Below are 23056 nucleotides of genomic sequence, written 5' to 3'. Positions count from 1 at the left end.
TAGGTTTACGAGTATATCCATAACCCAGATAAATAAAACCCTTTGGAGACGCCCGATGGCTCACCTTTCACGCTGGACTTTGTCGCAAGTCACTGAACTTTTTGAAAAACCTTTGCTGGATCTGCTCTTTGAGGCCCAGCAGGTTCACCGCCAGCATTTTGACCCACGCCAGGTGCAGGTCAGCACGCTGCTGTCGATCAAAACCGGCGCCTGCCCGGAGGATTGTAAATATTGCCCGCAGAGCGCGCGTTACAAGACTGGCCTTGAGGCCGAGCGCCTGATGGAAGTCGAGCAGGTGCTTGATTCGGCGCGTAAAGCCAAAGCGGCCGGCTCCACGCGCTTCTGCATGGGGGCGGCCTGGAAAAACCCTAACGACCGCGATATGCCCTACCTTGAGCAGATGGTGCAGGGCGTCAAAGCAATGGGCCTTGAAACCTGCATGACGCTCGGCACGCTGAGCGACGCCCAGGCGCAGCGTCTCGGCGAGGCGGGGCTTGACTACTACAACCACAACCTCGACACCTCGCCGGAGTTTTACGGCAACATCATCACCACGCGCACCTACCAGGAGCGTCTCGACACGATTGAAAAGGTGCGCGACGCGGGCATTAAGGTCTGCTCCGGCGGCATCGTGGGGCTGGGGGAAACCGTGACCGACCGCGCCGGCCTTCTGCTGCAACTCGCCAACCTGCCGACGCCGCCGGAAAGCGTGCCGATTAACATGCTGGTGAAGGTGAAAGGCACGCCGCTTGCCGATAACGACGACGTCGACGCGTTTGATTTCATCCGTACCATCGCGGTGGCGCGCATCATGATGCCGACTTCATACGTGCGTCTCTCGGCGGGCCGCGAGCAGATGAGCGAGCAGACCCAGGCGATGTGCTTTATGGCGGGCGCTAACTCCATTTTCTACGGCTGCAAACTGCTGACCACGCCAAACCCTGAAGAGGACAAAGATTTGCAGTTGTTCCGCAAGCTCGGCATCAACCCGCAGCAGACCGCGGTGCTGGCGGGCGATAACGAACAGCAGCAGCGTCTGGAGCATGCGCTGCGCGACGCCGACAACGCACAGTATTACAACGCGGCGGCGGTATGACCTGGCAGGAGAGAATCGACGCGGCGCTCGCTTCGCGAGAAGCCAGCCACAGCCTGCGCCGTCGCGTCGTTTGTGACCCGGCGCCCGGCGGCGCCCTGGTCCATCAGGGCATTCGCTACCGCAACTTTTCCGGCAACGACTATCTGGGACTGAGCCAGCATCCGGCGCTGGTCGCCGCCTGGCGACAGGGCGCGGAAAAATATGGCGTCGGCAGCGGGGCGTCTGGTCACGTCAGCGGGTACAGCGGCGCGCATCAGGCGCTGGAAAACGCACTGGCGCAGTGGCTCGGCTACGATCGCGCGCTGCTGTTTATCTCCGGTTTCGCCGCTAATCAGGCGGTGGTGGCTGCGCTGATGCAGCCGCAGGATCGCCTTTTTGCTGACCGGCTAAGCCACGCCTCGCTGCTGGAGGCCGCAAGCCACAGTCCGGCGACGCTTCGCCGCTTTGCGCATAATTCGCCGCAGGCGCTCGCGGCGCTGCTAGATAAACCCGGCGCCGGTCTGACGCTCGCCTTCACCGAAGGGGTGTTCAGCATGGATGGCGATCTCGCGCCGCTCGCTGAGCTCGCCGGGCTGACGCAGGACGCGCAGACGCTGCTGATGGTGGATGATGCCCACGGCATCGGCGTGCTGGGCCGTGAAGGGCGGGGCAGTTGCGATGTCGCCGGCGTGAAGCCCGATTTACTGCTGGTGACGTTCGGCAAGGCGTTTGGCCTGAGCGGCGCGGCGCTACTGTGCAGCGAGCCGATGGCCGATTATCTGCTCCAGACGGCGCGCCACCTCATTTACAGCACCGCGATGCCAGCGGCGCAGGCGCAGACGCTGAACGCCGCGTTAACGCTCATTCGCGAAGGCGACGATCGGCGCGCGCGACTGGCGCGCCATATCGCCCGGTTTCGCGCGGGCGCGGCGCAATTGCCGCTGGCGCTTGCCGGGTCGCAGACCGCGATTCAGCCGCTCATCGTCGGTGAGAACGGTGCCGCGCTTGCGCTCGCCGCCCAGTTGCGCGAACGCGGCTGCTGGGTAACGGCCATCCGCCCGCCGACCGTGCCTGCGGGCACCGCGCGGCTGCGCCTGACGCTGAGCGCCGCGCATCAGGATGACGATATCGACGCGCTGCTGGAGGCGTTATATGACGGTTGCCGTTGATAAACGCGCTGTGGCCGCCGCGTTTGGCCGCGCGGCGCAGAGCTATGACGATTTCGCGACGCTCCAGCGGCAGAGCGCGCAATTGCTGGCGGAACACTGCGGCGCGCAGGGCGTCGCGACGGTGCTGGACGCGGGCTGCGGCACCGGCGCGGGCAGTCTCGACTGGCGTGCGCGCGGCTGCGACGTCACCGCATTCGATTTAAGCCCCGGCATGCTGGCGCAGGCGCGCGAACGCCGCGCCGCACACCGCTACGTGCAGGGCGATATTGAGGCGCTGCCGTTCGCCGATGCAAGCTTTGATCTCGTCTGGAGTAACCTGGCGGTGCAGTGGTGCCAGAGCCTTTCGGCGGCGCTGGCGCAGATGTTACGTGTCGCACGGCCGGGCGGGCGAGTGGCGTTCAGCACGCTGGCGCACGGCTCGCTTCACGAACTGCATCAGGCGTGGAGGGCGGTCGACGACCGGGCACACGCCAATCACTTCGCCAGCCCGCAATCCATTCACGCCGCCGCGCCCGCAGCCCGCATGACGCTGCGCCAGCATCCGGTAACCCTGCTGTTTGCCGACGCGCTCGGCGCGATGCAGTCCCTGAAGGGCATCGGCGCCACCCATCTGCACGCCGGACGCGAGAGCCGCACGCTCACGCGCCGCCAGTTGCGTGCGCTGGAAGAGGCCTGGCCGCGACAGGATGGCCGCTTCCCGCTGACTTACCACCTGATTTCTGGAGTGATTAAACGTGACTGAACGCTGGTTTATTACCGGAACCGATACTGAAGTGGGCAAAACCGTCGCCAGCTGCGCGCTGCTCGAAGCGGCGAAGGCTGCCGGACGGCGCGCGGCGGGCTACAAACCGGTTGCCTCGGGCAGCGAAATGGCGCCGGAAGGGCTTCGCAACAGCGATGCGCTCTCGTTACAGCGACACAGCAGCGTGGCGCTGCGTTACGAGCAGGTCAATCCGCTGACGTTCGGGGAGCCGACCTCGCCGCACATCGCGAGCCGGGAAGAGGGGCAGCCGATTGATTTCGCGGTGATGTCCGCAGGCCTTCGCGCGCTGGAGCAGCAGGCCGACTGGGTGCTGGTGGAAGGCGCGGGCGGCTGGTTTACGCCGCTCACCGACGACGCCACCTTTGCCGACTGGGCGCAGCAGGAGCGTCTGCCGGTTATCCTGGTGGTCGGCGTAAAGCTTGGCTGCATCAACCATGCGCTGCTGACCGCGCAGGCGGTGCAGGCCGCCGGGCTGCGTCTTGCGGGCTGGGTGGCGAACGATGTGCAACCGCCGGGCCGTCGTCATCAGGACTATCTCGCCACGCTGCAACGCCTGCTGCCGGCGCCGATGCTTGGCGAGATCCCGTGGCTGGGCGCGGAGCCGGACGTGACGCCCGCCGCGCAGTGGATTGATGTAGGGAAACTGGCGCGTTAACGCCTCAGGGCGTTATCCAGTGCGTCATGCGCGCATCGGTTAACTGCGCCACGCTGCCGCGGGCCACGGCGCGCCCGCGATGCAGCAGACAGAAGCGATCCGCCACCCGGCGGATAAACGCCAGGTGGCGCTCCACCAGCAGCAGGCTCATTCCCCATTCGCGGTTAAGCCGCACCAGAATATCGCCCAGTCGCGGAATAAATTTCTGCCCAAGCCCGCGCGTCGGTTCATCAAGGATGAGCAGGCGCGGACGCGTCACCAGCGCCTGGGCAAGAGTCAGCTGGTGCGCCACTTCCGGCGTCAGGCGCGAGGCCTGCGCGTGGCGCTCGTCATACAGCGCCGGGAAAAGGTCAAACACCGGCTCCGGCAGGGTGGCTCCGGTCCGGGGCTGCGCGAGCAGGGCGATATGCAGATTTTCTTCGACGGTGAGCTGCGAAAAATAGCGCCGTTCCTGCGGCACATAACCGATGCCCAGCGCCGCGCGCGCCTGCGCCCCGACGCGCATTAACTCCTGCGGCGCGCATCCGGCCTCGCGCCAGAGAATACTGCCGCTTTTCACCGGTAAATGCCCGGCGATGCAGTTCAACAACGTGGTCTTTCCCATGCCCGGCGCGCCGATGACGCAGGTGCACTCCCCCGGCAGTAAATCAAGGCTGACGTCCCACAGGGTATGCTGCGTGCCGTAAAAGTGGTTAACCGCGTGCAGACTTAACATGGCGCTTCTCCTTCAGACAGGGTATCGAAAAACGGCGTTGGCGCGCCGCGCGTAAACGCGGGTCGCGCTCTGACTTCCCCGGTCTGCCCACGCATCCTGCTTCGCTCCCCGGCAAGGACGGGAAGCGGGTGTCGTTCCGGTAACAGGGGTATTGCAATTCTCTTGCCAGCCAGTGAAAACACCTTTGATCGGGCCAGGAATTGAGACTAAACCTAAAGGAGCGCCGGCAAGCCAGTGCGTTATCCTGGCGAAAGCCTGTCGGCGTGCACGTTTTGAGTGCCAGGCTTAGCGTGGTTTTGGTGCAGCGCGGGGCAAAAGCTAAGCAAAAATCTGTGAATGGGATCGCGCCACAGGCGCCCGTCAGAGGACGTAAATATGGCGAAAACCAGGCGGGAAAAATTTTTTCTGAGCCAGACGCGGGGGTTCAGAGTGAATAGCCCACGCGGCGCGCTTTCAGGGCTGGAGGCAGTTATCCACTATTCCTGTGGATAACCTTGTGCATTAGAGTTAGAAAACGCGCCGTAAGCGAGAGCCGATGCGGGTTTCACCCGATCTGGCGCGAAAGCCGTCTTTTATGAAAAATCGTTTTAAATTAGCAGGTTAATTAAAAGCAAGCGCTGAAGGAAAAGTGTCATCTGCTGCAACAAAAGTATCACAGCTTCGCTTGACAAATGTTAAAGGACAAAAAGTTCTGGGGATAACCGCTACCCGGCAGTGTTTTATCTCGCAAGCGGGCAAATTTTCTTCATTCCTGCCGGTAAAAGCGCGACAGAGACAACATCCGCTAACCGGCTACTGATTTTATATCCAGTATTTATCGCTGGCAAAAATCGCTGCGGTGAGTACAATTAACGCTCTGTTCCGCGCGAATCTTCATCAGGTGTTTCTTCATGAGCAAACCGTTCAAACTCAACTCCGCTTTCAAACCTTCCGGCGACCAGCCAGAGGCTATCCGCCGCATCAAGGAAGGGCTGGAGGACGGGCTGGCGCACCAGACGCTGCTTGGGGTGACGGGCTCGGGTAAGACCTTCACCATGGCGAACGTTATCGCCGATTTGCAGCGCCCGACGATGGTACTGGCGCCTAACAAAACGCTGGCGGCGCAACTTTACGGCGAGATGAAAGAATTCTTCCCGGAGAATGCTGTCGAGTATTTCGTCTCCTACTACGACTACTACCAGCCGGAAGCCTATGTGCCGAGCTCCGACACCTTTATCGAAAAGGACGCGTCGGTGAACGAGCATATTGAGCAGATGCGTCTGTCGGCGACCAAAGCGTTGCTGGAGCGGCGCGATGTGGTTGTGGTGGCGTCGGTGTCGGCGATTTACGGTCTGGGCGATCCGGATCTCTATCTGAAAATGATGCTGCATCTCACCAAAGGGATGATCATTGACCAGCGCGCGATTCTGCGTCGACTGGCGGAGCTGCAATATACCCGCAACGATCAGGCGTTTCAGCGCGGCACCTTCCGCGTGCGCGGCGAAGTGATCGATATCTTCCCGGCGGAATCGGACGACCTGGCGCTGCGCGTCGAGCTGTTTGACGAAGAGGTGGAGCGGCTGTCGCTGTTCGACCCGCTGACCGGCACCGTGGATTCCATTATCCAGCGTTTCACCGTCTACCCGAAAACGCACTACGTCACCCCGCGCGAGCGCATCGTGCAGGCGATGGAAGAGATCAAAGTGGAGCTGGCGGAGCGTCGTAAGGTGCTGCTTGAGAACAACAAGTTGCTGGAAGAGCAGCGTCTGACCCAGCGCACCCAGTTCGATCTCGAAATGATGAACGAGCTTGGATATTGCTCGGGCATCGAAAACTATTCGCGCTATCTCTCCGGGCGTGGGCCGGGCGAGGCGCCGCCAACGCTGTTTGACTATCTGCCGGCGGACGGGCTGCTGGTTATCGACGAATCGCACGTGACCATTCCGCAAATCGGCGGGATGTTCCGCGGCGACCGGGCGCGCAAAGAGACGCTGGTGGAGTATGGCTTTCGACTGCCGTCGGCGCTGGATAACCGTCCGCTGAAGTTTGAAGAATTTGAGGCGCTGGCGCCGCAGACCGTCTATGTGTCGGCGACGCCCGGCAACTATGAGCTCGAAAAATCGGGCGGCGAGATTATCGATCAGGTGGTGCGCCCGACCGGGCTGCTCGACCCGATTATCGAAGTGCGTCCGGTGGCGACGCAGGTGGACGATCTGCTGTCGGAAATCCGCAAACGCGTCGCTATCAACGAACGCGTGCTGGTGACGACGCTCACCAAGCGAATGGCCGAAGATTTAACCGAATATCTGGAAGAGCACGGCGAGAAGGTGCGCTACCTGCACTCTGACATCGATACCGTGGAGCGTATGGAAATCATCCGCGACCTGCGGCTGGGTGAATTTGACGTGCTGGTGGGCATTAACCTGCTGCGAGAAGGGCTGGATATGCCGGAAGTGTCGCTGGTGGCTATTCTTGACGCCGACAAAGAGGGCTTCCTGCGTTCCGAGCGCTCGCTTATTCAGACCATTGGCCGCGCGGCGCGTAACGTCAACGGTAAAGCGATTCTCTACGGCGATAAAATTACGCCGTCGATGGCCAGAGCGATTAGCGAAACCGAACGCCGTCGTGAGAAGCAGCAGGCATACAACGAAGAGCATGGCATTGTGCCGCAGGGGCTGAACAAGAAGGTGGTGGATATTCTGGCGCTTGGCGAGAATATCGCGAAAACCAAGCCGAAAGGCCGCGGCAAAGGCCGGACCGTCGCCGATGTCGAAGCCGCTGAGCTGGCGCTGACGCCGAAAGCGCTGCAGCAGAAAATTCATCAGCTGGAAGCGCAGATGGTGCAGCACGCCCAGAACCTGGAGTTTGAAGAGGCGGCGCAGCTGCGCGACAAGCTTCACCAGCTACGCGAGCTGTTTATCGCTGCCTCGTAATGCTCTCGCTCTGGCGCGGGCGTGAATGCGTCAACGTGGAGGGTAAGCAGCGGTGCTTCGCTTACCCCTGCGATATTGAACAAAGAGCATGGCGTTTGCAGGGCGGGTAAGCGCACCCGCCATCGTGCCCCGCGACAGCCCCGGTCTCACCCGCCGTTGCGGCGGTAAAACCCCACACTTTCTCATCACGCCCATTCACGCCAGGGGTCACCCCAACGCCTGAATGGCTTTTTCAAGCGAGACGCGCAGGAGATGCCGGTCGTGGCGGTAGGGAATATCGCTCGCTTCCAGCGGCTCCTGAATGATGATTCTGTCCTGCGCCCCGCTGACATCCACCTTCGGGCCGACGACGACCGCATCCACGACACGTTTGCCAACACGCGCTTCCATCAGCGCCAGTTTTTCTTCCAGACGCAGCGCGGCGGCGGCCGGGCTCAGCTCGCGCCCCAGATTGCCGATGTAGACCATCGGCGCAGGCGTGCGGCGCAGCGCCTTCGCGAGATCGTCCAGCAACAGCAGCGGCATCAGGCTGGTGTAAAAGCTGCCGGGACCAATGATAATTAAATCAGCCTCGCCAATCGCTTCCACCGCCTCGCGCGTCGCCCTGACGCTCGGGTAAAGCATCAGCTCTTTCGGCGGGTGGCTCAATAAATCGATGTTTACCTCGCCATAGACTTCGTTGTCTTCGCGATCGATAGCCATCAGATCCACCGGCTGCTCGGACATCGGGATCAGGAACGCGTCGACTTTGAGCAGGTTACGAATGAGATTGATCGCCTCAAGAGGCCGCACGCTCAGGTGATCGAGCGCTTTTAACATGAGATTTCCGAGGTTATGCCCCGAAAGTTCTCCATTACCTCCAAAACGGTATTCAAACATCGCCGACGCGACGCTCGGTTCGGTAATTAACTGATTCAGACAGTTGCGCATATCGCCCCAGGCGATGCCGCCTTCCGAGCGACGAATACGGCCCGTGGAGCCGCCGTTATCGGTCGTGGTGACAATGCCTGTCAGACGTGACCCCAGAGAAGAGAGCGAGGACATGACGCGTCCTAAACCGTGACCGCCGCCGAGTGCCACCACCCGGTCGAGGTCCGCAAACGTGCGATTGCGCATACCTAATCCTTATTATATCGATCCCGCATACGTTAGCTGAAAAGCGTCAGAAAAACGATCGGCTGGCGTCGAAAATGACACACATCAAAGTGAAAGCGCGGGTTTTGCGTATTCTGGTGCCCGTAACGGGAATAATGCCGTTATATATAAATTTATATAGCGAAATCGCGCGTGGCGAAAAACGCCGTAACGCGCTACTATCGCGGCTGGCAGGTTTAATTACCTGAATATGACACTCAAGCCTTTGCGCCTACGTTTTCAATAAAATATGGCGCTCTGGCCGTGGCGAAACGCCACCAGGGTGCAGGAAGAAATGACTGCATCTCCCGATTTGGAAAGGTGTACATGGCTTCTCAACTTACCGATGCGTTTGCGCGTAAGTTCTATTACTTACGCCTGTCAGTGACTGACGTCTGCAACTTTCGTTGCACCTACTGCCTGCCGGATGGCTACAAGCCCGCCGGCGTTACCAACAACGGTTTTCTTTCACTCGATGAAATTCGCCGCGTGACGCGCGCGTTCGCAAACCTTGGCACTGAAAAAGTGCGACTGACCGGCGGCGAGCCGTCGTTGCGCCGCGATTTTTGCGACATCATCGCCGCCGTGCGTGAAAACCCCTCCATTCGCCAGATTGCCGTGACGACCAACGGCTACCGCCTGGCGCGCGACGTCGCGCAGTGGCGCGACGCCGGACTCACGGCAGTCAACGTCAGCGTCGACAGCCTCGACGCCCGCCAGTTTCACGCCATCACCGGCCAGGATAAATTCCGCCAGGTGATGGCGGGCATTGACGCCGCCTTTGACGCAGGCTTTGCGAAAGTGAAGGTCAACACCGTGCTGATGCGCGACGTGAACCATCACCAGCTCGATACCTTTCTCAACTGGATCAAAACCCGTTCCATCCAGCTACGCTTTATTGAACTGATGGAAACGGGCGAGGGCAGCGAGCTGTTCCGCCAGCACCATATCTCGGGCGCGACCATTCGCGACGAGTTGCTAAAACGCGGCTGGATCCACCAGTTGCGCAGCCGCGCTGACGGCCCGGCGCAGGTCTTCTGCCATCCGGATTATGACGGTGAGATCGGGCTTATCATGCCGTATGAGAAAGATTTCTGCGCCAGCTGCAACCGCCTGCGCGTCTCGTCGATCGGTAAGCTGCATCTGTGCCTGTTCGGCGACGGCGGCGTGGATCTGCGCGATCTGCTGGCCGAAGAAGGGCAGCAGGCGGCGCTGATGGCGCGTATCGAAGAGGCGCTGCGCGGTAAAAAGCAAACCCATTTCCTGCATCAGGGCAATACCGGCATCACCCAGAATCTGTCCTATATCGGCGGCTGACGCCGCGCACAAGGAGTCACTATGAGTCAGGTTAGCGCAGAGTTTCTGCCGGCGCGCGTCGCCATCCTTACGGTTTCCAGCCGTCGCGGCGAAGATGACGACACCTCCGGGCATTTTTTACGTGATGCGGCGATTGAGGCCGGACATCAGGTGGTCGATAAAGCCATCGTCAAAGAGAACCGCTACGCCATACGCGCCGAGGTGTCGCGCTGGATAGCCAGCGACGACGTACAGGTGGTGCTGATTAACGGCGGTACTGGTTTTACCGCAGGCGATCAGGTGCCGGAGGCGCTACTGCCGCTGTTCGACCGTGAAATCGCAGGTTTCGGCGAAATGTTCCGTATGCTCTCGTTTGAAGAGATAGGCACGGCCATGATGCAGTCGCGCGCAGTGGCGGGGATTGCCAACGACACCCTGATTTTCGCGATGCCGGGCTCTACCCGCGCCTGCCGCACGGCCTGGGAAAACATCATCGCGCCGCAGCTCGACGCCCGCACGCGCCCGTGTAATTTTCACCCTCATCTGAAGAAGTAAGTTATGTCGCAACTGACCCACATCAACGCCGCCGGCGAAGCCCATATGGTCGATGTCTCCGGAAAAGCGGAAACGGTGCGCGAGGCGCGCGCTGAAGCGTTTGTCGCTATGCGCCCGGAAACGCTGGCCATGATCGTTAACGGCAGCCACCACAAGGGCGACGTGTTCGCCACCGCGCGCATCGCGGGTATCCAGGCGGCGAAGCGCACCTGGGAGCTGATCCCGCTCTGTCATCCGCTGCTGTTGAGCAAAGTGGAAGTGCAGCTGTTCGCGGACGAAGCGCACAGCCGCGTGCGTATTGAGTCACTGTGTCGTCTTACCGGTAAAACGGGCGTTGAGATGGAAGCGCTGACGGCCGCCTCGGTGGCGGCGCTCACCATCTACGACATGTGTAAAGCGGTGCAGAAAGATATGGTGATTGGCCCGGTGCGGCTGCTGGCAAAAAGCGGCGGCAAATCAGGCGATTTTCAGGTGGATGCCCATGATTAACGTGCTTTTTTTCGCGCAGGTGCGCGAGCTGACCGGCGTGGATGCCGAGCGCGTGGCGGCGGATTTCGCAACCGTCGAGGCGTTGCGGCAACATCTGGCGGCGCGCGGCGGGCGCTTCGCGCTGGCGCTGGAATCCGGCAAGCTGCTGGCGGCGGTGAATCAGACGCTGGTGCCGTTTGACCATCCGCTCGCCGACGGCGACGAAGTGGCCTTCTTCCCGCCCGTGACCGGAGGCTAAGATGAACAATACCCGCATTCGCGTCGGCCATGAAAATTTCAGCGTCGGCGAAGAGTATGAGTGGCTCGCGCAGTGCGATGAAGACGGCGCGGTCGTGACCTTTACCGGCAAAGTGCGTAACCACAACCTCGGCGACAGCGTGCGTGCGCTGACGCTGGAGCACTATCCGGGCATGACTGAGAAAGCGTTGACGGAGATTGTTCAGGAGGCGCGGGCGCGCTGGCCGTTGCAGCGCGTATCCGTGATCCATCGCGTGGGCGAACTGTGGCCGGGCGATGAAATCGTTTTTGTCGGCGTGACCGGCGCGCACCGCAGCCAGGCTTTCGAGGCGGCGCAGTTTATTATGGATTATCTGAAAACGCGCGCGCCGTTCTGGAAGCGTGAAGCCACGCCGGAAGGCGACCGCTGGGTCGAGGCGCGCGACAGCGATCAGCAGGCGGCGCAGCGCTGGTAATGACATCGGCGGAGATTTGTTCCAGGCTTAATAGAGGGGAGACGCACGTATCGTGTGTCTCGACACGCATTAACCGCACATTAACCGTATAAGTGAGGCAGCGTCATGGATCGATTCCCACGCTCAAGTCAAACTATTGTGCAGCCGCGCGCCGGGCTGCAAACCTTTATGGCGCAGGTGTATGGCTGGATGACCTGTGGTCTGTTACTGACCGCGTTTGTCGCCTGGTATTCAGCCAATAATGAAAACCTGATGATGTACATCTTCTCAAGCCGGTTTGTGTTCTTCGGGTTGATTATCGCCCAGCTCGCCGTGGTGTTTATTCTCTCAGGCCTGGTGCATAAGCTCAGCCCGGCGGTTGCCACCGCGCTGTTTATGCTCTATTCAGCGCTCACCGGCTTGACGCTCTCATCGATATTCCTGGTCTATACCTACGCCTCGATTGCCAGCACCTTTGTGGTGACGGCGGGGATGTTTGGCGTGATGAGCCTGTACGGCTACACCACCAAGCGCGATCTCAGCGGCTGGGGGAATATCCTCTTTATGGCGCTGATCGGGCTGATTATCGCTTCGCTGGTGAACTTCTGGCTGAAAAGCCCGGCGCTGATGTGGGCGGTCACCTATATTGGCGTTATCGTGTTTGTGGGCCTTACCGCCTATGACACGCAGAAGCTGAAAACCCTGGGCGAGCAGATTGACGTGAGCGACCGCGGGAACCTGCGCAAATATTCGATTCTCGGCGCGCTGACGCTGTATCTCGATTTCATCAACCTGTTCCTGATGCTGTTACGTATTTTCGGCAACCGCCGCTAACGGCGCTTCACATCAAATAAAAACCCTCTGCGGAGGGTTTTTTTATGGGCGCGGGGTGAGGGGCGGGCGCGCTGACGCTTACCCGCCCTGCATACAACAAGCCCTTCCTGGGTAGAGCGGGTAAACCACGCGCCACCCGCCGTCGTACCTCACTTCTCTTTTGCAAGCTTCAGCGGCGGCTCGCCGTTCTCCTCTGGCACCTCACCGGACTGCTGCGCTTTCGCGAGCTGCTTCTCGTTTTTGGCGCGCAGTTTCTTCGCACGGCTCTCAAGCACAAGGTAGAAAATGATAGCCAGCAGCAGCGGGGCGAAGAAATAGAGCATACGGTAGGCGAGAAGCGCCGCGATAATCGCGCCGTGGCTGATGTGCTCGCCGCCAAGCAGCGCGATAAACACCGCCTCCAGCACGCCGATACCTGCCGGTATATGGATAATCACCCCCGCGATACTGCTCACCAGCAGTACGCCCAGCACAAAGAAATAGTTGATCTCCTGGCCCAGCAGCAGCCAGATAATCGCGCCCATCGCCATCCAGTTGGCGCTGGAAATCACCATCTGGGCGATAGCAAATTTCCACGACGGCAACACCAGCTTCTGGCCTTTTATCGTCACATGGCGGCGCTTCGCGAAGGCGCAGAACCACATATACACCGCAATTACGGCGAGCAGCGCCACGCCGATAATGCGCAGCGTCATCTCGTCGATATACCAGTGCTCAGGAAGCTTCACCACGCCGAAAGTGAAAATCACGCCGCCCAGCAGAATATAACCGAGCCAGTTGGTGGTAATGCTCAGGGAGAAAATACGCGTAATCGTACTGCCCGGCAGCCCGAGGCGCGAGTAGAGCCGGTAGCGCATCCCCACGCCGCCTACCCACGTACTCAGCGTCAGGTTGAATGCGTAACAGACGAACGACACCAGCATCACCTGCCGCTTAGCGAGCTTATGGCCGCAGTAGGCGCGGCCGAGCAGGTCGTAGCAGCCGTAAAGCAGATAACTCACGATAACCAGCGCCACCGAGATGAGCAGGGCGGTGCGGTTGTAGTTTTTGATAACCTTCCACACCTCCTCCCAGTCGACTTTCTGCGCGTACATCACAATCAGCACGACGACGGCGATAAAAAACAGCCATGTCAGGATCTTCTTCGTCAGACGCCACTTCGAATGCGATTTCGCCATTACGGTTTCACTCCCGGATTTTCAGTCTCGACCCGGTCCTGGGTTTCGATTTCAGGTTGTACCGGCGGCGGCACCTGCGCGAGCTTCGGCGTATGGGCGGGCAGCCAGCCCACCATTGCCGGGAAGTGGCGCAGGAAGTGGAACACGATGACGCTCTTGGTGAGATTCCACCAGGTGCGTTTCGGCATCATGCTCTCATCCACCTGTTTACAGTCTTCGCGGATAAGGCGCGTCAGGTTGTCGCGCAGGGTCTGGTTGAACTGCGTATCGTGAATAATCAGATTCGCCTCCAGATTAAGCGACAGGCTCAGCGGGTCGAGGTTACTGGAGCCGACCGTCGCCCAGTGATCGTCCATCAGCGCCACTTTGCCGTGCAATGGACGGCGCAGGTATTCGTAGACTTCAACGCCTCCCTTCACCAGATAGTTATAAAGCAGGCGCGCGCCTACCTTAACGATAGGCATATCCGGCTCACCCTGCACGATGAGCTTCACCTTGACGCCGCGGCGGGCGGCGTTGCGCATCGCGTGCAGCAGGCGATAGCCAGGGAAAAAATAGGCGTTGGCGATAATCACTTCTTTTTTGGCGTTCGCCAGCATCTTCAGATAATGACGTTCGATATCGTCGCGATGATCGTTATTGTCGCGCCAGATAAACAGCGCCTGCGCCTCGCCCGGCATCGTGTTATCCACCGCCTGCTGATAATGGCGCTGCCACCAGCGGCTTACCTGTTCTTCGCCAAGATTACTGAGGACAAACTGATAAATGTCCTGCACCACCGGGCCTTCGACGCGTACCGCGTAATCCTGTTTCGCCTCCGGGCCATAATCGCTCATATGTTCAGCGGAGTAGTTAATCCCGCCGACGAACGCCACTTCGCCGTCGATCACCACAATTTTGCGATGCATACGGCGGAACACATTCGTGCGCATGCCCATCGTGCGCGGGCGCGGATCGTAATAGCGGAACGTTACGCCCGCCGAGGTGAGGGTGCCGACGAACTCGTCGCTGAGATCCGGCGAGCCGTAGCCGTCCAGCAGCACTTCGACGCTGACGCCGCGCTGTGCGGCGCGCAGGATGACCTCATGCAACTGGCGGCCGACGTTGTCGTCGAACCAGATAAAGGTTTCCAGAATGATTTTGCTGCGCGCGTTATCTATCGCCTCAAAGACGGCGGGATAAAATTCATCGCCGTTCTCTAACAACTCAATGCGGTTGCCGTCACGCCAGTTTGTTTTCATAGATGGATCTCCACTGCCAGCGGGGCATGGTCGGAAAGATGGCGCCAGTTACGCAGCGGCAGCGCGGTCGGCGCGCTCGCCGAGGCGTTTTTCACATAGATCCGGTCAAGACGCAGCAGGGGGAAGCTTACCGGGAAGGTGCGCGCCGGACGCCCGTGAGCGCGGGTGAACACCTCGTCAAGCCCCGCCTGGGCGCGCAAAATGCGGTTCGCCTGCTGGCGCCAGTCATTGAAATCGCCAGCCACCACCACCGGCTCGCCGTCCGGCAGGCTGTTGACCAGCTCCGCCAGCATGGCGAGCTGCGCCTGACGGTGCGCCTCTTTCAGCCCCAGATGAACGCATATCACATGAATGGCTTTCGGGAAGCCGGGCGGGGTGATACGGCAGTGCAGCACGCCGCGCTTTTCGGTGCCGGGCACCGAGACGTCGCGGTTTTCGTAATGCTCAATCGGGTAGCGCGACAGCACGGCATTGCCATGATGCCCCTCCGGGTAGACGGCGTTGCGCCCGTAGGCGTAATCGCTCCACATCGTGTCGGCCAGAAATTCATAGTGGGTGGTGTCCGGCCAGTTTTCGACGTGCAGCGGGTGAACCTCGTGCGCGCCCATGACTTCCTGGAGACAGACAATATCCGCCGAGACCGTGCGAACCGCATCGCGCAGTTCCGGTAAAATAAAGCGTCGGTTAAAAGCGGTAAAACCCTTGTGGGTATTAATAGTCAAAACGTTAAATGAAAATCGCTGTGTATTATCTGCCATGTTTCCCCAGCCACTTCTTATTCTCCTGATGTCAGTAAAGTGTAGTCCCAGTCACAAAAAGCGCCGGGGATACGGAATTTTCCGTAAACTGCGGTACTCTGAAGAATGAGTGAAAAATCCCACAGGAGTGCGGCCATGAAGTGGCAACAATATATTCGCGTGGCGACAGGCTTAAGCTGCTGGCAGATTATGCTGCATCTGGCGGTCGTGGCGCTGCTGGTGGTGGGCTGGATGAGCGGGGCGCTGGTGAAAATCGGGCTGCTGTTATGCGCGCTGTACGCGCTGACGGTCGCGCTGATGCTGGCGTTTCAGCGCCATCACGACGGCGTCTGGCGCGAAGTAGGCGATTTTCTGGAAGAGCTCACCACGACCTGGTATTTTGGCGCGGCGCTGATTGCGCTCTGGCTGCTCTCGCGCGTGCTGCAAAATAATTTGCTGCTGGCGCTCGCGGGCATCGTGATCCTGGCAGGCCCGGCGCTGCTCTCGCTGCTGGTGAAAGAGCGCAAGCGCGATGCGGCCCACTTTTCATCGAAACATGGCCTGCGCCGCTAACCCATAAAAAGGCGGCACGTCAGAGAACGGTGGGGCGCGCGAGATTTTATGCGCTGCCTCACAAAAACTGTTACACTCCGCCCCTTAGCGACATTGTGGTTTGTGTCCCCTCTCCGGCCAGACGGCCATTAGACTCCCTGAAACTACACCCTTTGCGGTCGGGACGAGTCAGGAATAATTATGTCTTTTGATTCACTGGGCTTAAGCCCTGAGATCCTGCGCGCCATTGCCGAGCAGGGTTACAATGAACCGACTCCGATCCAGCGCCAGGCCATTCCTGTGGTGCTTTCAGGCAAAGATTTGATGGCCAGCGCCCAGACCGGCACCGGCAAAACCGCGGGCTTCACGCTGCCGCTGTTACAGCGCCTGACGACCAGCCAGCCGCACCCTCAGGGCCGTCGCCCGGTGCGCGCGCTGATCCTGACCCCGACGCGCGAACTGGCAGCCCAGGTGGGCGAGAACGTGCGCGAATACAGCAAATATCTCGATATCCGCTCGCTGGTGGTATTTGGCGGCGTGAGCATCAACCCGCAGATGATGAAACTGCGCGGCGGCGTAGATGTGCTTATCGCCACTCCTGGTCGTCTGCTCGACCTTGAACACCAGAACGCGGTGAAGCTCGATCAGGTCGAAGTGCTGGTGCTTGATGAAGCGGACCGCATGCTCGACATGGGCTTTATCCACGACATTCGTCGCGTGCTGGCGAAGCTGCCGGCGAAGCGTCAGAACCTGCTGTTCTCCGCCACCTTCTCCGATGACATCAAAGCGCTGGCGGAAAAACTGCTGCGCAATCCGGAAGAAGTGGCTGTGGCGCGCCGCAACACCGCCTCCGGGCAGGTGACGCAGCATGTGCATTTCGTTGATAAAAAACGTAAGCGGGAACTGCTTTCTTACCTGATTGGCGATGGCAACTGGCAGCAGGTGCTGGTGTTTACCCGCACCAAGCACGGCGCTAACCATCTGGCCGAGCAGCTTAATAAAGACGGCATCACCGCCGCGGCTATCCACGGCAACAAGAGCCAGGGCGCCCGTACCCGCGCGCTGGCGGATTTCAAGACCGGCGGCATTCGCGTGCTGGTAGCGACCGACATCGCCGCGCGCGGTATTGACATCGAAGAGCTGCCGCACGTAGTGAACTACGAGCTGCCGAACGTGCCGGAAGATTACGTTCACCGTATTGGTCGTACCGGACGCGCCGCCGCGACCGGCGAGGCGCTCTCACTGGTGTGCGTCGATGAGCACAAACTGCTGCGCGATATTGAACGCGTGCTGAAGCGTGAAATCCCGCGTATGGCCATCCCGGGCTATGAGCCGGACCCGTCTATCCCGGCGGAGCCTATCGTTAACGGTCGTCAGGGCCGTGGCGGTCGCGGCGGTCAGGGCGGCGGCGGTCGTGGTCAGGGCCAGCCGCGCCGTCAGGATGGCGACGGCAATCGTTCGTCTGGCGAGCGTTCGCGCCGTCAGGATGGCGAAGGCAATCGGCCGTCTGGCGAGCGTTCGCGCCGTCAGGGTGGTGAAGGCAATCGTCCGTCAGGTGACCGTCCGCGTCGTCCGGGCGGCGAGGGCAACCGTCCGGCTGGCGCGAAGCCGCGCACCCGTCGCGCGCCGCGTAAAGCGTCCGGGGAATAATCCGCGGACGTTGCCAGTCTGATGCGGGGTAGCTAACATACCCCGCAGTCTGTTGCGGGAGCCCGTTGCGATGATCGATAAGCACTCCACCACGCCGGTGTATTTACAGGTCGAACAGTTTTTGACGGCGCAGATCCAGTCTGGCGCATTGCGCCCTGGTGACGCGCTGCCGTCGGAAACGGCGCTCTGCCAGCAGTTCGGCATTGCCCGGATGACCGCCCGTAAAGCCGTCGATTACCTGGTGCGCCAGGGCAAAGTGGAGCGCCGCCGCGGTCAGGGCACGTTCGTTACCCGCGACAGCGCTCCGCTGCGCATCGCGCTGCCGCTCGACCGGCATCTCTCCTCCAGCGAAGCGGCCACCGGCCTTGACGCGCCGATGACCAACCGCCTTATCTGCCTTGAACGCACCCGCGCCAGTGACGCGCTGGCCGCGCAACTCGCCATTTCCGCAGGGGAACCGCTTTGGTTTATGAAACGCCTGCGCCTGCTCGGCGACGTGCCGTTCGTCTTTGAAATCTCCTGGATGATAAGCGCGCCGTTCGACGATCTGAGCGAGGCGGATCTCAACGCCTCCAAATATGCCTACATTAGCCGTAAAGGCTTTGCTGTCGCCCACAGTGAAAAGCAGATCCGCGCCGAACTGCCGTCACGCGAGGTGCGGGACATGCTCGGTCTGCAACGCGAAGAGCCCGTTCTGCATGCGACCTCTGTCGCCTGGCTGACGCTTGGCACCCCCTTTGAAGTCTCTGAAATCTATTACAATCAACAGCATTATCTCTTCACCCTGACTGCCAGTCGCCCCTAGCGCCACGCGCCAGCGCTGCGCGTTTTGTGATCAACCTCTGTTTCCTGCTAACTTGTATAGACAACTATACAAGTTAGCAGCCTATAATCCCCTCATCGTTGTCATTAAGCATTTCTCTTGGTAAAGGGAGCCGCGTATGAGTCGGGCAGGTGAATTTGTTCAGGATTTAGGCAAGGCGCTGATGATGCCGATTTCGGTGATCGCGGCGGCCGGTATTTTCCTCGGCCTCGCCGCGGCGTTGCAGAATCCGGCCATCGTCAGCGAGGCGCTACTAAATGCGCAGGCGATGCAGCACGCGATTGGATTTATCCGCAAGGTGGCGGGCGCGCTGTTCGGCAACCTGCCGCTGCTGTTCGCCATCGCGGCGGCGGTGGGGCTGGCGCGCGATGAAAAGCCGACCGCGGCGCTCGCGGCGGTCATTGGTTTTATCACGCTGCACGTCGGCGTGAATTTCAGTCTGACGGCGCAGGGCCTGACGCCCGCGACGACGTCGGTGAGCGCCTTTATGGAAAAGGGCTACAGCCAGACCGAAGCGGTGATGTACGCCGCGGAATTCGCTAACACGCTCGGGATTTTCTCTTACCAGATGAGCGTCCTGGGCGGGGTGATCGCAGGCATTGTCACCGTGCTGCTGCATAACCGCTTTTACACCATCGAACTGCCCGCCGCGATCGCGTATTTCGGCGGGCGGCGCTTCGTGCCTATCGTGACCGTTGTAGTGCTGCCGTGCGTCGGCGTGCTGCTGTCGTTTATCTGGCCGGTGGTGGCGAGCGGCATTATCCGTCTCGGCGAGTTTATCGGCCACGCGGGCGCGGCGGGGACATTCTTTTACGCCTTTACCGAGCGTCTGTTGATCCCAACCGGGCTGCATCACATTCTCAATGAAACGGTGCGCTTCACGCCAGTGGGCGGCATGGTGCATGTCGATAACGAAAGCATCATCGGCGCGCTCACCATCTTTAACTATTCGCTCTCCCACCCAGGCGAGCTGGCGGGCGATGTGGTGCGTGAGGCCACGCGCTTTCTGGCGCAGGGCAAAATCCCGGTGATGATGTTCGGCCTGCCTGCCGCGGCGCTGGCGATTTACCGCTGCGCGAAACCGGAACACAAGCAGCGCGTTAAGGCGCTGATGATGGCGGGCGCGCTGGCGTCCTTTACGACCGGCATCACCGAGCCGCTGGAGTTCAGCTTTATTTTCGTCTCCCCGCTGCTGTTTATTTTTCACGCCGTCATGACCGGCCTTTCCTTCGCCTGTTCGCAACTGCTGGGCGTGATGATAGGCAATGTGCAGGGCGGAATTATTGACTTAACCGTCTTCGGCATCCTGGGCGGCGCAAAGACCGCATGGTGGTTCAGCCTGCTGCTGGGGGCCATCTGGGCGCCGGTGTATTACTTCACGTTCCGCTGGGTCATCCTGCGCTTTAACGCCCGCACGCCGGGGCGCGAAGAGGATGACCGTCGCGCGCCTGCCGCTACCCCCTCCGCCAGCGGCGCGACCGCGCAGATAATCGATGGTCTGGGCGGTCGCGACAACATTCAGGCCGTGGACTGCTGCTTTACCCGCCTGCGCGTGCGGGTGGCGGATATGCAGAAAATTGACGAGCCCGCGCTGATGCAGACCGGCGCCAGCGGCATCGTCCATGCCAGCCAGAACGACATTCAGATTATCTATGGCCCGCAGGTGGAAGGTATCGCCAGCCGGGTGAAACAGAACTTACTCGTCCAACAGCCGTAAGAGAGCCATATTATGCAAAAGACTTTTAATATCGTTTTAGTCGGTGGGGGTTCCACCTGGACGCCGGGCTTACTGAAAGCGCTGTGCAAGCTGAAAACGCGTCTGCCGCTGGGGCGGCTCGTTATGTTCGATGTGAACGCCGAACGCCAGGCGGTGATTGGCGAGTACGCGAAGGTGCTGTTTCGCGAGGAATATCCGCAACTCGATTTTGTCTACACCACGGATAAAGATGTCGCGTTTCACGAGATGGATTTCATCTTCTGTCAGATGCGCACCGGCGGCTACGCGATGCGTGAAAAAGATGAAAAAATCCCGTTGAGCCTCGGCGTTATCGGCCAGGAGACCTGCGGCCCCGGCGGGTTTGCCTACGGCATGCGCTCAATCGGCGACGTGATTAAGCTTGTGAACGACGTGCGCGAGCGCTCGCCGCAGGCGTGGATTTTAAACTATACCAACCCGGCGGCGATTGTGGCCGACGCGCTGAAAAAGTGCTTTCCGAAAGATGAGCGGATTATCAATATCTGCGACCAGCCGGTGAACCTGCTGCGCTCCTATGGTCGTCTGCTGGGCCGCGACCCGGAAACCTTCGAACCGGTCTATTTCGGCCTTAACCACTTCGGCTGGTTTACGCATCTGTATGACGAGACCGGGCAGGATCTGGTGCCGGAGCTGAAGTCGATTATTCGCAGCAACGGCTTTAAGCCGGTGGATGCCGAGCAGCGCGACGCCTCGTGGCTCGACACCTACGCGGTGGTGGCGGATATGCTGAACGATTTCCCGGATTATCTGCCCAACACCTATCTGCAATATTACCTTTACCCGGATTACAAGCTCAGCAAGCTGGACCCGAATTACACCCGCGCCAACGAAGTGATTAACGGGCGTGAGAAGCGGGTGTTTGACGAGTGCCGCACCGCAGTGGCGGAAGGCACCACCAAAAACGTCCATGTGGTGCACAACGACGCCCACGGCGACATGATCGTCGAGCTGGCCGAATCGATAGCCTTCAACCTGAAGAAGATATTTATCGTGATGGTGGAAAATAATGGCCTGGTGGCGAATCTCGATAATGACGTGATGGTGGAGGTGGCGGCGCAAATGGGGGCCAACGGCCCGCGTCCGTTTGGCGTGGGTAAAATCCCAACCTTCTATAAAGGTTTAATTGAGCAGCAGTACGCCTACGAGCGGCTGACGGTGGAGGCGTATCTGGAAGGTTCCTATACCAAAGCGCTGATGGCGTTGACGCTCAACCGCACCGTGGTGGACGCGAAGAAAGCGCGCAAAGTGCTGGATGCGTTAATCGAGGCGAATAAAGCGTATTGGCCGGAATTGAAGTAGCGGGTAGTGATGGCGGATGGCGCTGCGCTAAGGCGCCTTATCGGTATAGGGATTTGCGTTTCATCGTGATAAATAGCAGGGGGCGCGTGCTCGCCCCCTTTTTTGTGGCGCTGATGACGGGGATGCGGCGCTGATCCCAGCCGTCAGCCCGCCGCGTTAAAGCTGTTCGCCGTTACTGGCTATCACCTGTTGATACCACGCAAAGCTGCGCTTCTTGCGCCGCGACAGGGTGCCATTGCCGTCGTTGTCTTTATCGACATAAATAAACCCGTAGCGCTTTTTCATCTCGCCGGTGCCGGCGCTCACGATATCAATCGGCCCCCACCAGGTGTAACCCATGATGTCGCAGCCATCCGCCACCGCCTCGGCCATCTGCTGGATATGCGCGCGGCCATAGGCGATACGCGCCTCGTCGTTAAACTCGCCGTGTGCATCGGCGATGTCATCGCCGCCGTAGCCGTTCTCGACGATAAACAGCGGCTTCTCGTAGCGGTCGCTAAGCTCGTTACACACCAGCCGCAGACCGACCGGGTCAATCGGCCAGCCCCATGCCGTCTTTTCAAGACAGGGATTGTCTTCGCCCATCGCGCCGCCGGTGTCGACGCGCAGCTGCGCGCCTGCGCGATGCAGGACGCTGCGGTAATAGCTAAAGCCAAGATAATCCGACGGGTATTGCGCCAGCAGTTCGGTATCGCCGGGGTGGATTTCGAGATCAATGTCGTTATCGCGAAACAGGCGCTTCGCGTAGGCCGGATAGCGGCCGCGCATCATCACGTCGGCGTAAAAGAGCGAACGGCGGCGCAACTGGTAGGTCGCCAACATATCGTCCGGGTGGCAGGTCGCCGGGTAGGCGGTGCTGAGCGATAGCATGCAGCCGATTTTCGCCTGCGGGATAATCTTGTGGCACAGCTTATTGGCGAGCGCGTTGGCGACAAACTGGTGATGGTTCGCCTGGTAAATCTCCTGCGCCGACGCGCCAGCCGCCACCGCGCCGGTGGCGAACGGAATGCGGTTCATGTTGTTCAGCTCGTTAAAGGTCATCCAGTATTTGACCTTATGCTGATAGCGGCGAAACACCGTCTCGCAGTAGCGGGTAAAGAACGCGATAAGCGCGCGATTCTTCCAGCCGCCGTACACCTCAAACAGCGCCAGCGGCGTTTCGTAGTGGGAGAGGGTAATGACCGGCTCGATGCCATATTTCAGCAGTTCGTCAAACAGCGCGTCATAAAACGCGAGCCCCGCCTCGTTTGGCTCCGTCTCATCGCCGCGTGGAAAAATCCGCGACCAGGCAATCGACGTGCGAAAACACTGGAAACCCATTTCGGCAAACAGCGCCACGTCTTCTTTATAGCGATGATAAAAATCGATGGCCTCATGGCTCGCGTAATAGAGAGACGGATCGACCGCCGCGTCGTGCCTGCCGGAGATAATGCCGCCGCGCACCACATCCGCGATGGACGGCCCTTTGCCGTCTTCATTCCACGCCCCTTCGGCCTGATTCGCGGCAATCGCGCCGCCCCATAAAAAGTGTTCCGGAAACGTTGCCATGTCT

The 23056-nt window shown here is 60.1% G+C and carries 22 protein-coding genes and 1 riboswitch; of the genes, 16 read left to right on the top strand and 6 right to left on the bottom strand.

What is annotated here, in order from left to right:
* Positions 1–55: 55 nt before the first annotated feature.
* The 4 genes from bioB to bioD are packed head-to-tail and all read left to right on the top strand — an operon-like array spanning position 56 to position 3662.
* The gene (bioB, locus tag AFK63_RS12315; protein ID WP_038864033.1) at positions 56–1096 is read left to right on the top strand and encodes a biotin synthase BioB; all 1041 of its coding nucleotides are present in this window, start codon (positions 56–58) and stop codon (positions 1094–1096) included.
* Positions 1093–2244: an 8-amino-7-oxononanoate synthase gene (gene bioF, locus AFK63_RS12310; protein ID WP_038864032.1), complete on the top strand. Its 1152-nt coding sequence runs from the start codon at positions 1093–1095 to the stop codon at positions 2242–2244. The genes bioB and bioF overlap by 4 nt, the downstream gene beginning before the upstream one ends.
* Positions 2228–2986: a malonyl-ACP O-methyltransferase BioC gene (bioC, locus tag AFK63_RS12305; RefSeq protein WP_038864029.1), complete on the top strand. Its 759-nt coding sequence runs from the start codon at positions 2228–2230 to the stop codon at positions 2984–2986. Before bioF ends, bioC begins: the two co-directional genes overlap by 17 nt.
* Positions 2979–3662, top strand: coding sequence for a dethiobiotin synthase (bioD, locus tag AFK63_RS12300; protein ID WP_038864028.1), 684 nt, complete (start codon positions 2979–2981; stop codon positions 3660–3662). Before bioC ends, bioD begins: the two co-directional genes overlap by 8 nt.
* 4 nt (positions 3663–3666) lie before the next feature.
* On the opposite strand, the gene AFK63_RS12295 is transcribed toward bioD, so the two are convergent.
* Entirely contained in the window at positions 3667–4377 is a 711-nt protein-coding gene (locus AFK63_RS12295; protein WP_038864024.1) for an ABC transporter ATP-binding protein, read from the bottom strand.
* 890 nt (positions 4378–5267) lie between these two features.
* On the opposite strand from AFK63_RS12295, the gene uvrB reads away from it, so the two are divergent.
* Positions 5268–7289 (top strand): excinuclease ABC subunit UvrB, encoded by a 2022-nt coding sequence (gene uvrB, locus AFK63_RS12290; protein ID WP_038864023.1) that lies wholly within the window; start codon positions 5268–5270, stop codon positions 7287–7289.
* A 207-nt stretch (positions 7290–7496) separates the two neighbouring features.
* Here uvrB and yvcK read toward each other — a convergent pair whose 3' ends face one another.
* On the bottom strand, positions 7497–8405 hold the full coding sequence (yvcK, locus tag AFK63_RS12285; protein ID WP_038864021.1) for a uridine diphosphate-N-acetylglucosamine-binding protein YvcK: 909 nt from the start codon (positions 8403–8405) through the stop codon (positions 7497–7499).
* A 221-nt stretch (positions 8406–8626) separates the two neighbouring features.
* A riboswitch (molybdenum cofactor riboswitch) is annotated at positions 8627–8763 on the top strand.
* On the opposite strand from yvcK, the gene moaA reads away from it, so the two are divergent.
* The 6 genes from moaA to AFK63_RS12255 all read left to right on the top strand — a co-directional run bounded on the left by moaA (position 8751) and on the right by AFK63_RS12255 (position 12268).
* Positions 8751–9740: a GTP 3',8-cyclase MoaA gene (gene moaA / locus AFK63_RS12280; protein WP_038864020.1), complete on the top strand. Its 990-nt coding sequence runs from the start codon at positions 8751–8753 to the stop codon at positions 9738–9740. (Overlaps the previous riboswitch by 13 nt.)
* A 21-nt stretch (positions 9741–9761) precedes the next feature.
* Complete coding sequence (moaB, locus tag AFK63_RS12275) at positions 9762–10274, top strand: molybdenum cofactor biosynthesis protein B (protein ID WP_038864019.1); 513 nt, start codon at positions 9762–9764, stop codon at positions 10272–10274.
* 3 nt (positions 10275–10277) lie between these two features.
* Positions 10278–10763, top strand: a complete 486-nt coding sequence (moaC, locus tag AFK63_RS12270; protein WP_038864018.1) for a cyclic pyranopterin monophosphate synthase MoaC — start codon at positions 10278–10280, stop codon at positions 10761–10763.
* A complete protein-coding gene (moaD, locus tag AFK63_RS12265; protein ID WP_038864015.1) occupies positions 10756–11001 on the top strand; it encodes a molybdopterin synthase sulfur carrier subunit in 246 nt (81 codons plus the stop codon). Before moaC ends, moaD begins: the two co-directional genes overlap by 8 nt.
* 1 nt (position 11002) lies before the next feature.
* The gene (gene moaE / locus AFK63_RS12260; protein ID WP_038864014.1) at positions 11003–11455 is read left to right on the top strand and encodes a molybdopterin synthase catalytic subunit MoaE; all 453 of its coding nucleotides are present in this window, start codon (positions 11003–11005) and stop codon (positions 11453–11455) included.
* Positions 11456–11560: 105 nt separating this feature from the next.
* Positions 11561–12268 carry a Bax inhibitor-1/YccA family protein gene (locus AFK63_RS12255; RefSeq protein WP_038864012.1) on the top strand — a complete coding sequence of 236 codons (708 nt, stop codon included), beginning with the start codon at positions 11561–11563 and terminating at the stop codon, positions 12266–12268.
* A gap of 149 nt (positions 12269–12417) precedes the next feature.
* On the opposite strand, the gene AFK63_RS12250 is transcribed toward AFK63_RS12255, so the two are convergent.
* The 3 genes from AFK63_RS12250 to AFK63_RS12240 are packed head-to-tail and all read right to left on the bottom strand — an operon-like array spanning position 12418 to position 15445.
* Positions 12418–13446, bottom strand: coding sequence for a lysylphosphatidylglycerol synthase transmembrane domain-containing protein (locus tag AFK63_RS12250; RefSeq protein WP_038864009.1), 1029 nt, complete (start codon positions 13444–13446; stop codon positions 12418–12420).
* Entirely contained in the window at positions 13446–14687 is a 1242-nt protein-coding gene (gene clsB, locus AFK63_RS12245; protein ID WP_038864004.1) for a cardiolipin synthase ClsB, read from the bottom strand. The genes AFK63_RS12250 and clsB overlap by 1 nt, the downstream gene beginning before the upstream one ends.
* Positions 14684–15445 (bottom strand): endonuclease/exonuclease/phosphatase family protein, encoded by a 762-nt coding sequence (locus AFK63_RS12240; RefSeq protein ID WP_038864003.1) that lies wholly within the window; start codon positions 15443–15445, stop codon positions 14684–14686. Before AFK63_RS12240 ends, clsB begins: the two co-directional genes overlap by 4 nt.
* A 135-nt stretch (positions 15446–15580) precedes the next feature.
* Between AFK63_RS12240 and AFK63_RS12235 the strand changes: the two genes are divergently transcribed.
* From AFK63_RS12235 to AFK63_RS12215, 5 genes are all read left to right on the top strand, one after another.
* Positions 15581–15997 carry a YbhQ family protein gene (locus AFK63_RS12235; RefSeq protein ID WP_038864002.1) on the top strand — a complete coding sequence of 139 codons (417 nt, stop codon included), beginning with the start codon at positions 15581–15583 and terminating at the stop codon, positions 15995–15997.
* A 180-nt stretch (positions 15998–16177) separates the two neighbouring features.
* Positions 16178–17626 carry an ATP-dependent RNA helicase RhlE gene (gene rhlE / locus AFK63_RS12230; protein WP_038863999.1) on the top strand — a complete coding sequence of 483 codons (1449 nt, stop codon included), beginning with the start codon at positions 16178–16180 and terminating at the stop codon, positions 17624–17626.
* A gap of 70 nt (positions 17627–17696) precedes the next feature.
* Positions 17697–18431 (top strand): GntR family transcriptional regulator, encoded by a 735-nt coding sequence (locus AFK63_RS12225; protein ID WP_038863998.1) that lies wholly within the window; start codon positions 17697–17699, stop codon positions 18429–18431.
* A 136-nt stretch (positions 18432–18567) separates the two neighbouring features.
* Positions 18568–20166: a PTS transporter subunit EIIC gene (locus AFK63_RS12220; RefSeq protein ID WP_038863997.1), complete on the top strand. Its 1599-nt coding sequence runs from the start codon at positions 18568–18570 to the stop codon at positions 20164–20166.
* Between the two features lie 12 nt (positions 20167–20178).
* Positions 20179–21504 carry a 6-phospho-alpha-glucosidase gene (locus tag AFK63_RS12215; RefSeq protein ID WP_038863994.1) on the top strand — a complete coding sequence of 442 codons (1326 nt, stop codon included), beginning with the start codon at positions 20179–20181 and terminating at the stop codon, positions 21502–21504.
* Between the two features lie 156 nt (positions 21505–21660).
* Here AFK63_RS12215 and AFK63_RS12210 read toward each other — a convergent pair whose 3' ends face one another.
* Positions 21661–23052 carry a glycoside hydrolase family 1 protein gene (locus tag AFK63_RS12210; protein ID WP_038863992.1) on the bottom strand — a complete coding sequence of 464 codons (1392 nt, stop codon included), beginning with the start codon at positions 23050–23052 and terminating at the stop codon, positions 21661–21663.
* Positions 23053–23056 lie beyond the last annotated feature (4 nt).

The organism is Cronobacter muytjensii ATCC 51329 (assembly GCF_001277195.1).
GTDB lineage: Bacteria > Pseudomonadota > Gammaproteobacteria > Enterobacterales > Enterobacteriaceae > Cronobacter > Cronobacter muytjensii.
The sequence above is the reverse complement of the archived record's forward strand: the minus strand, read 5'-3'. Positions and strand labels throughout refer to the sequence as shown.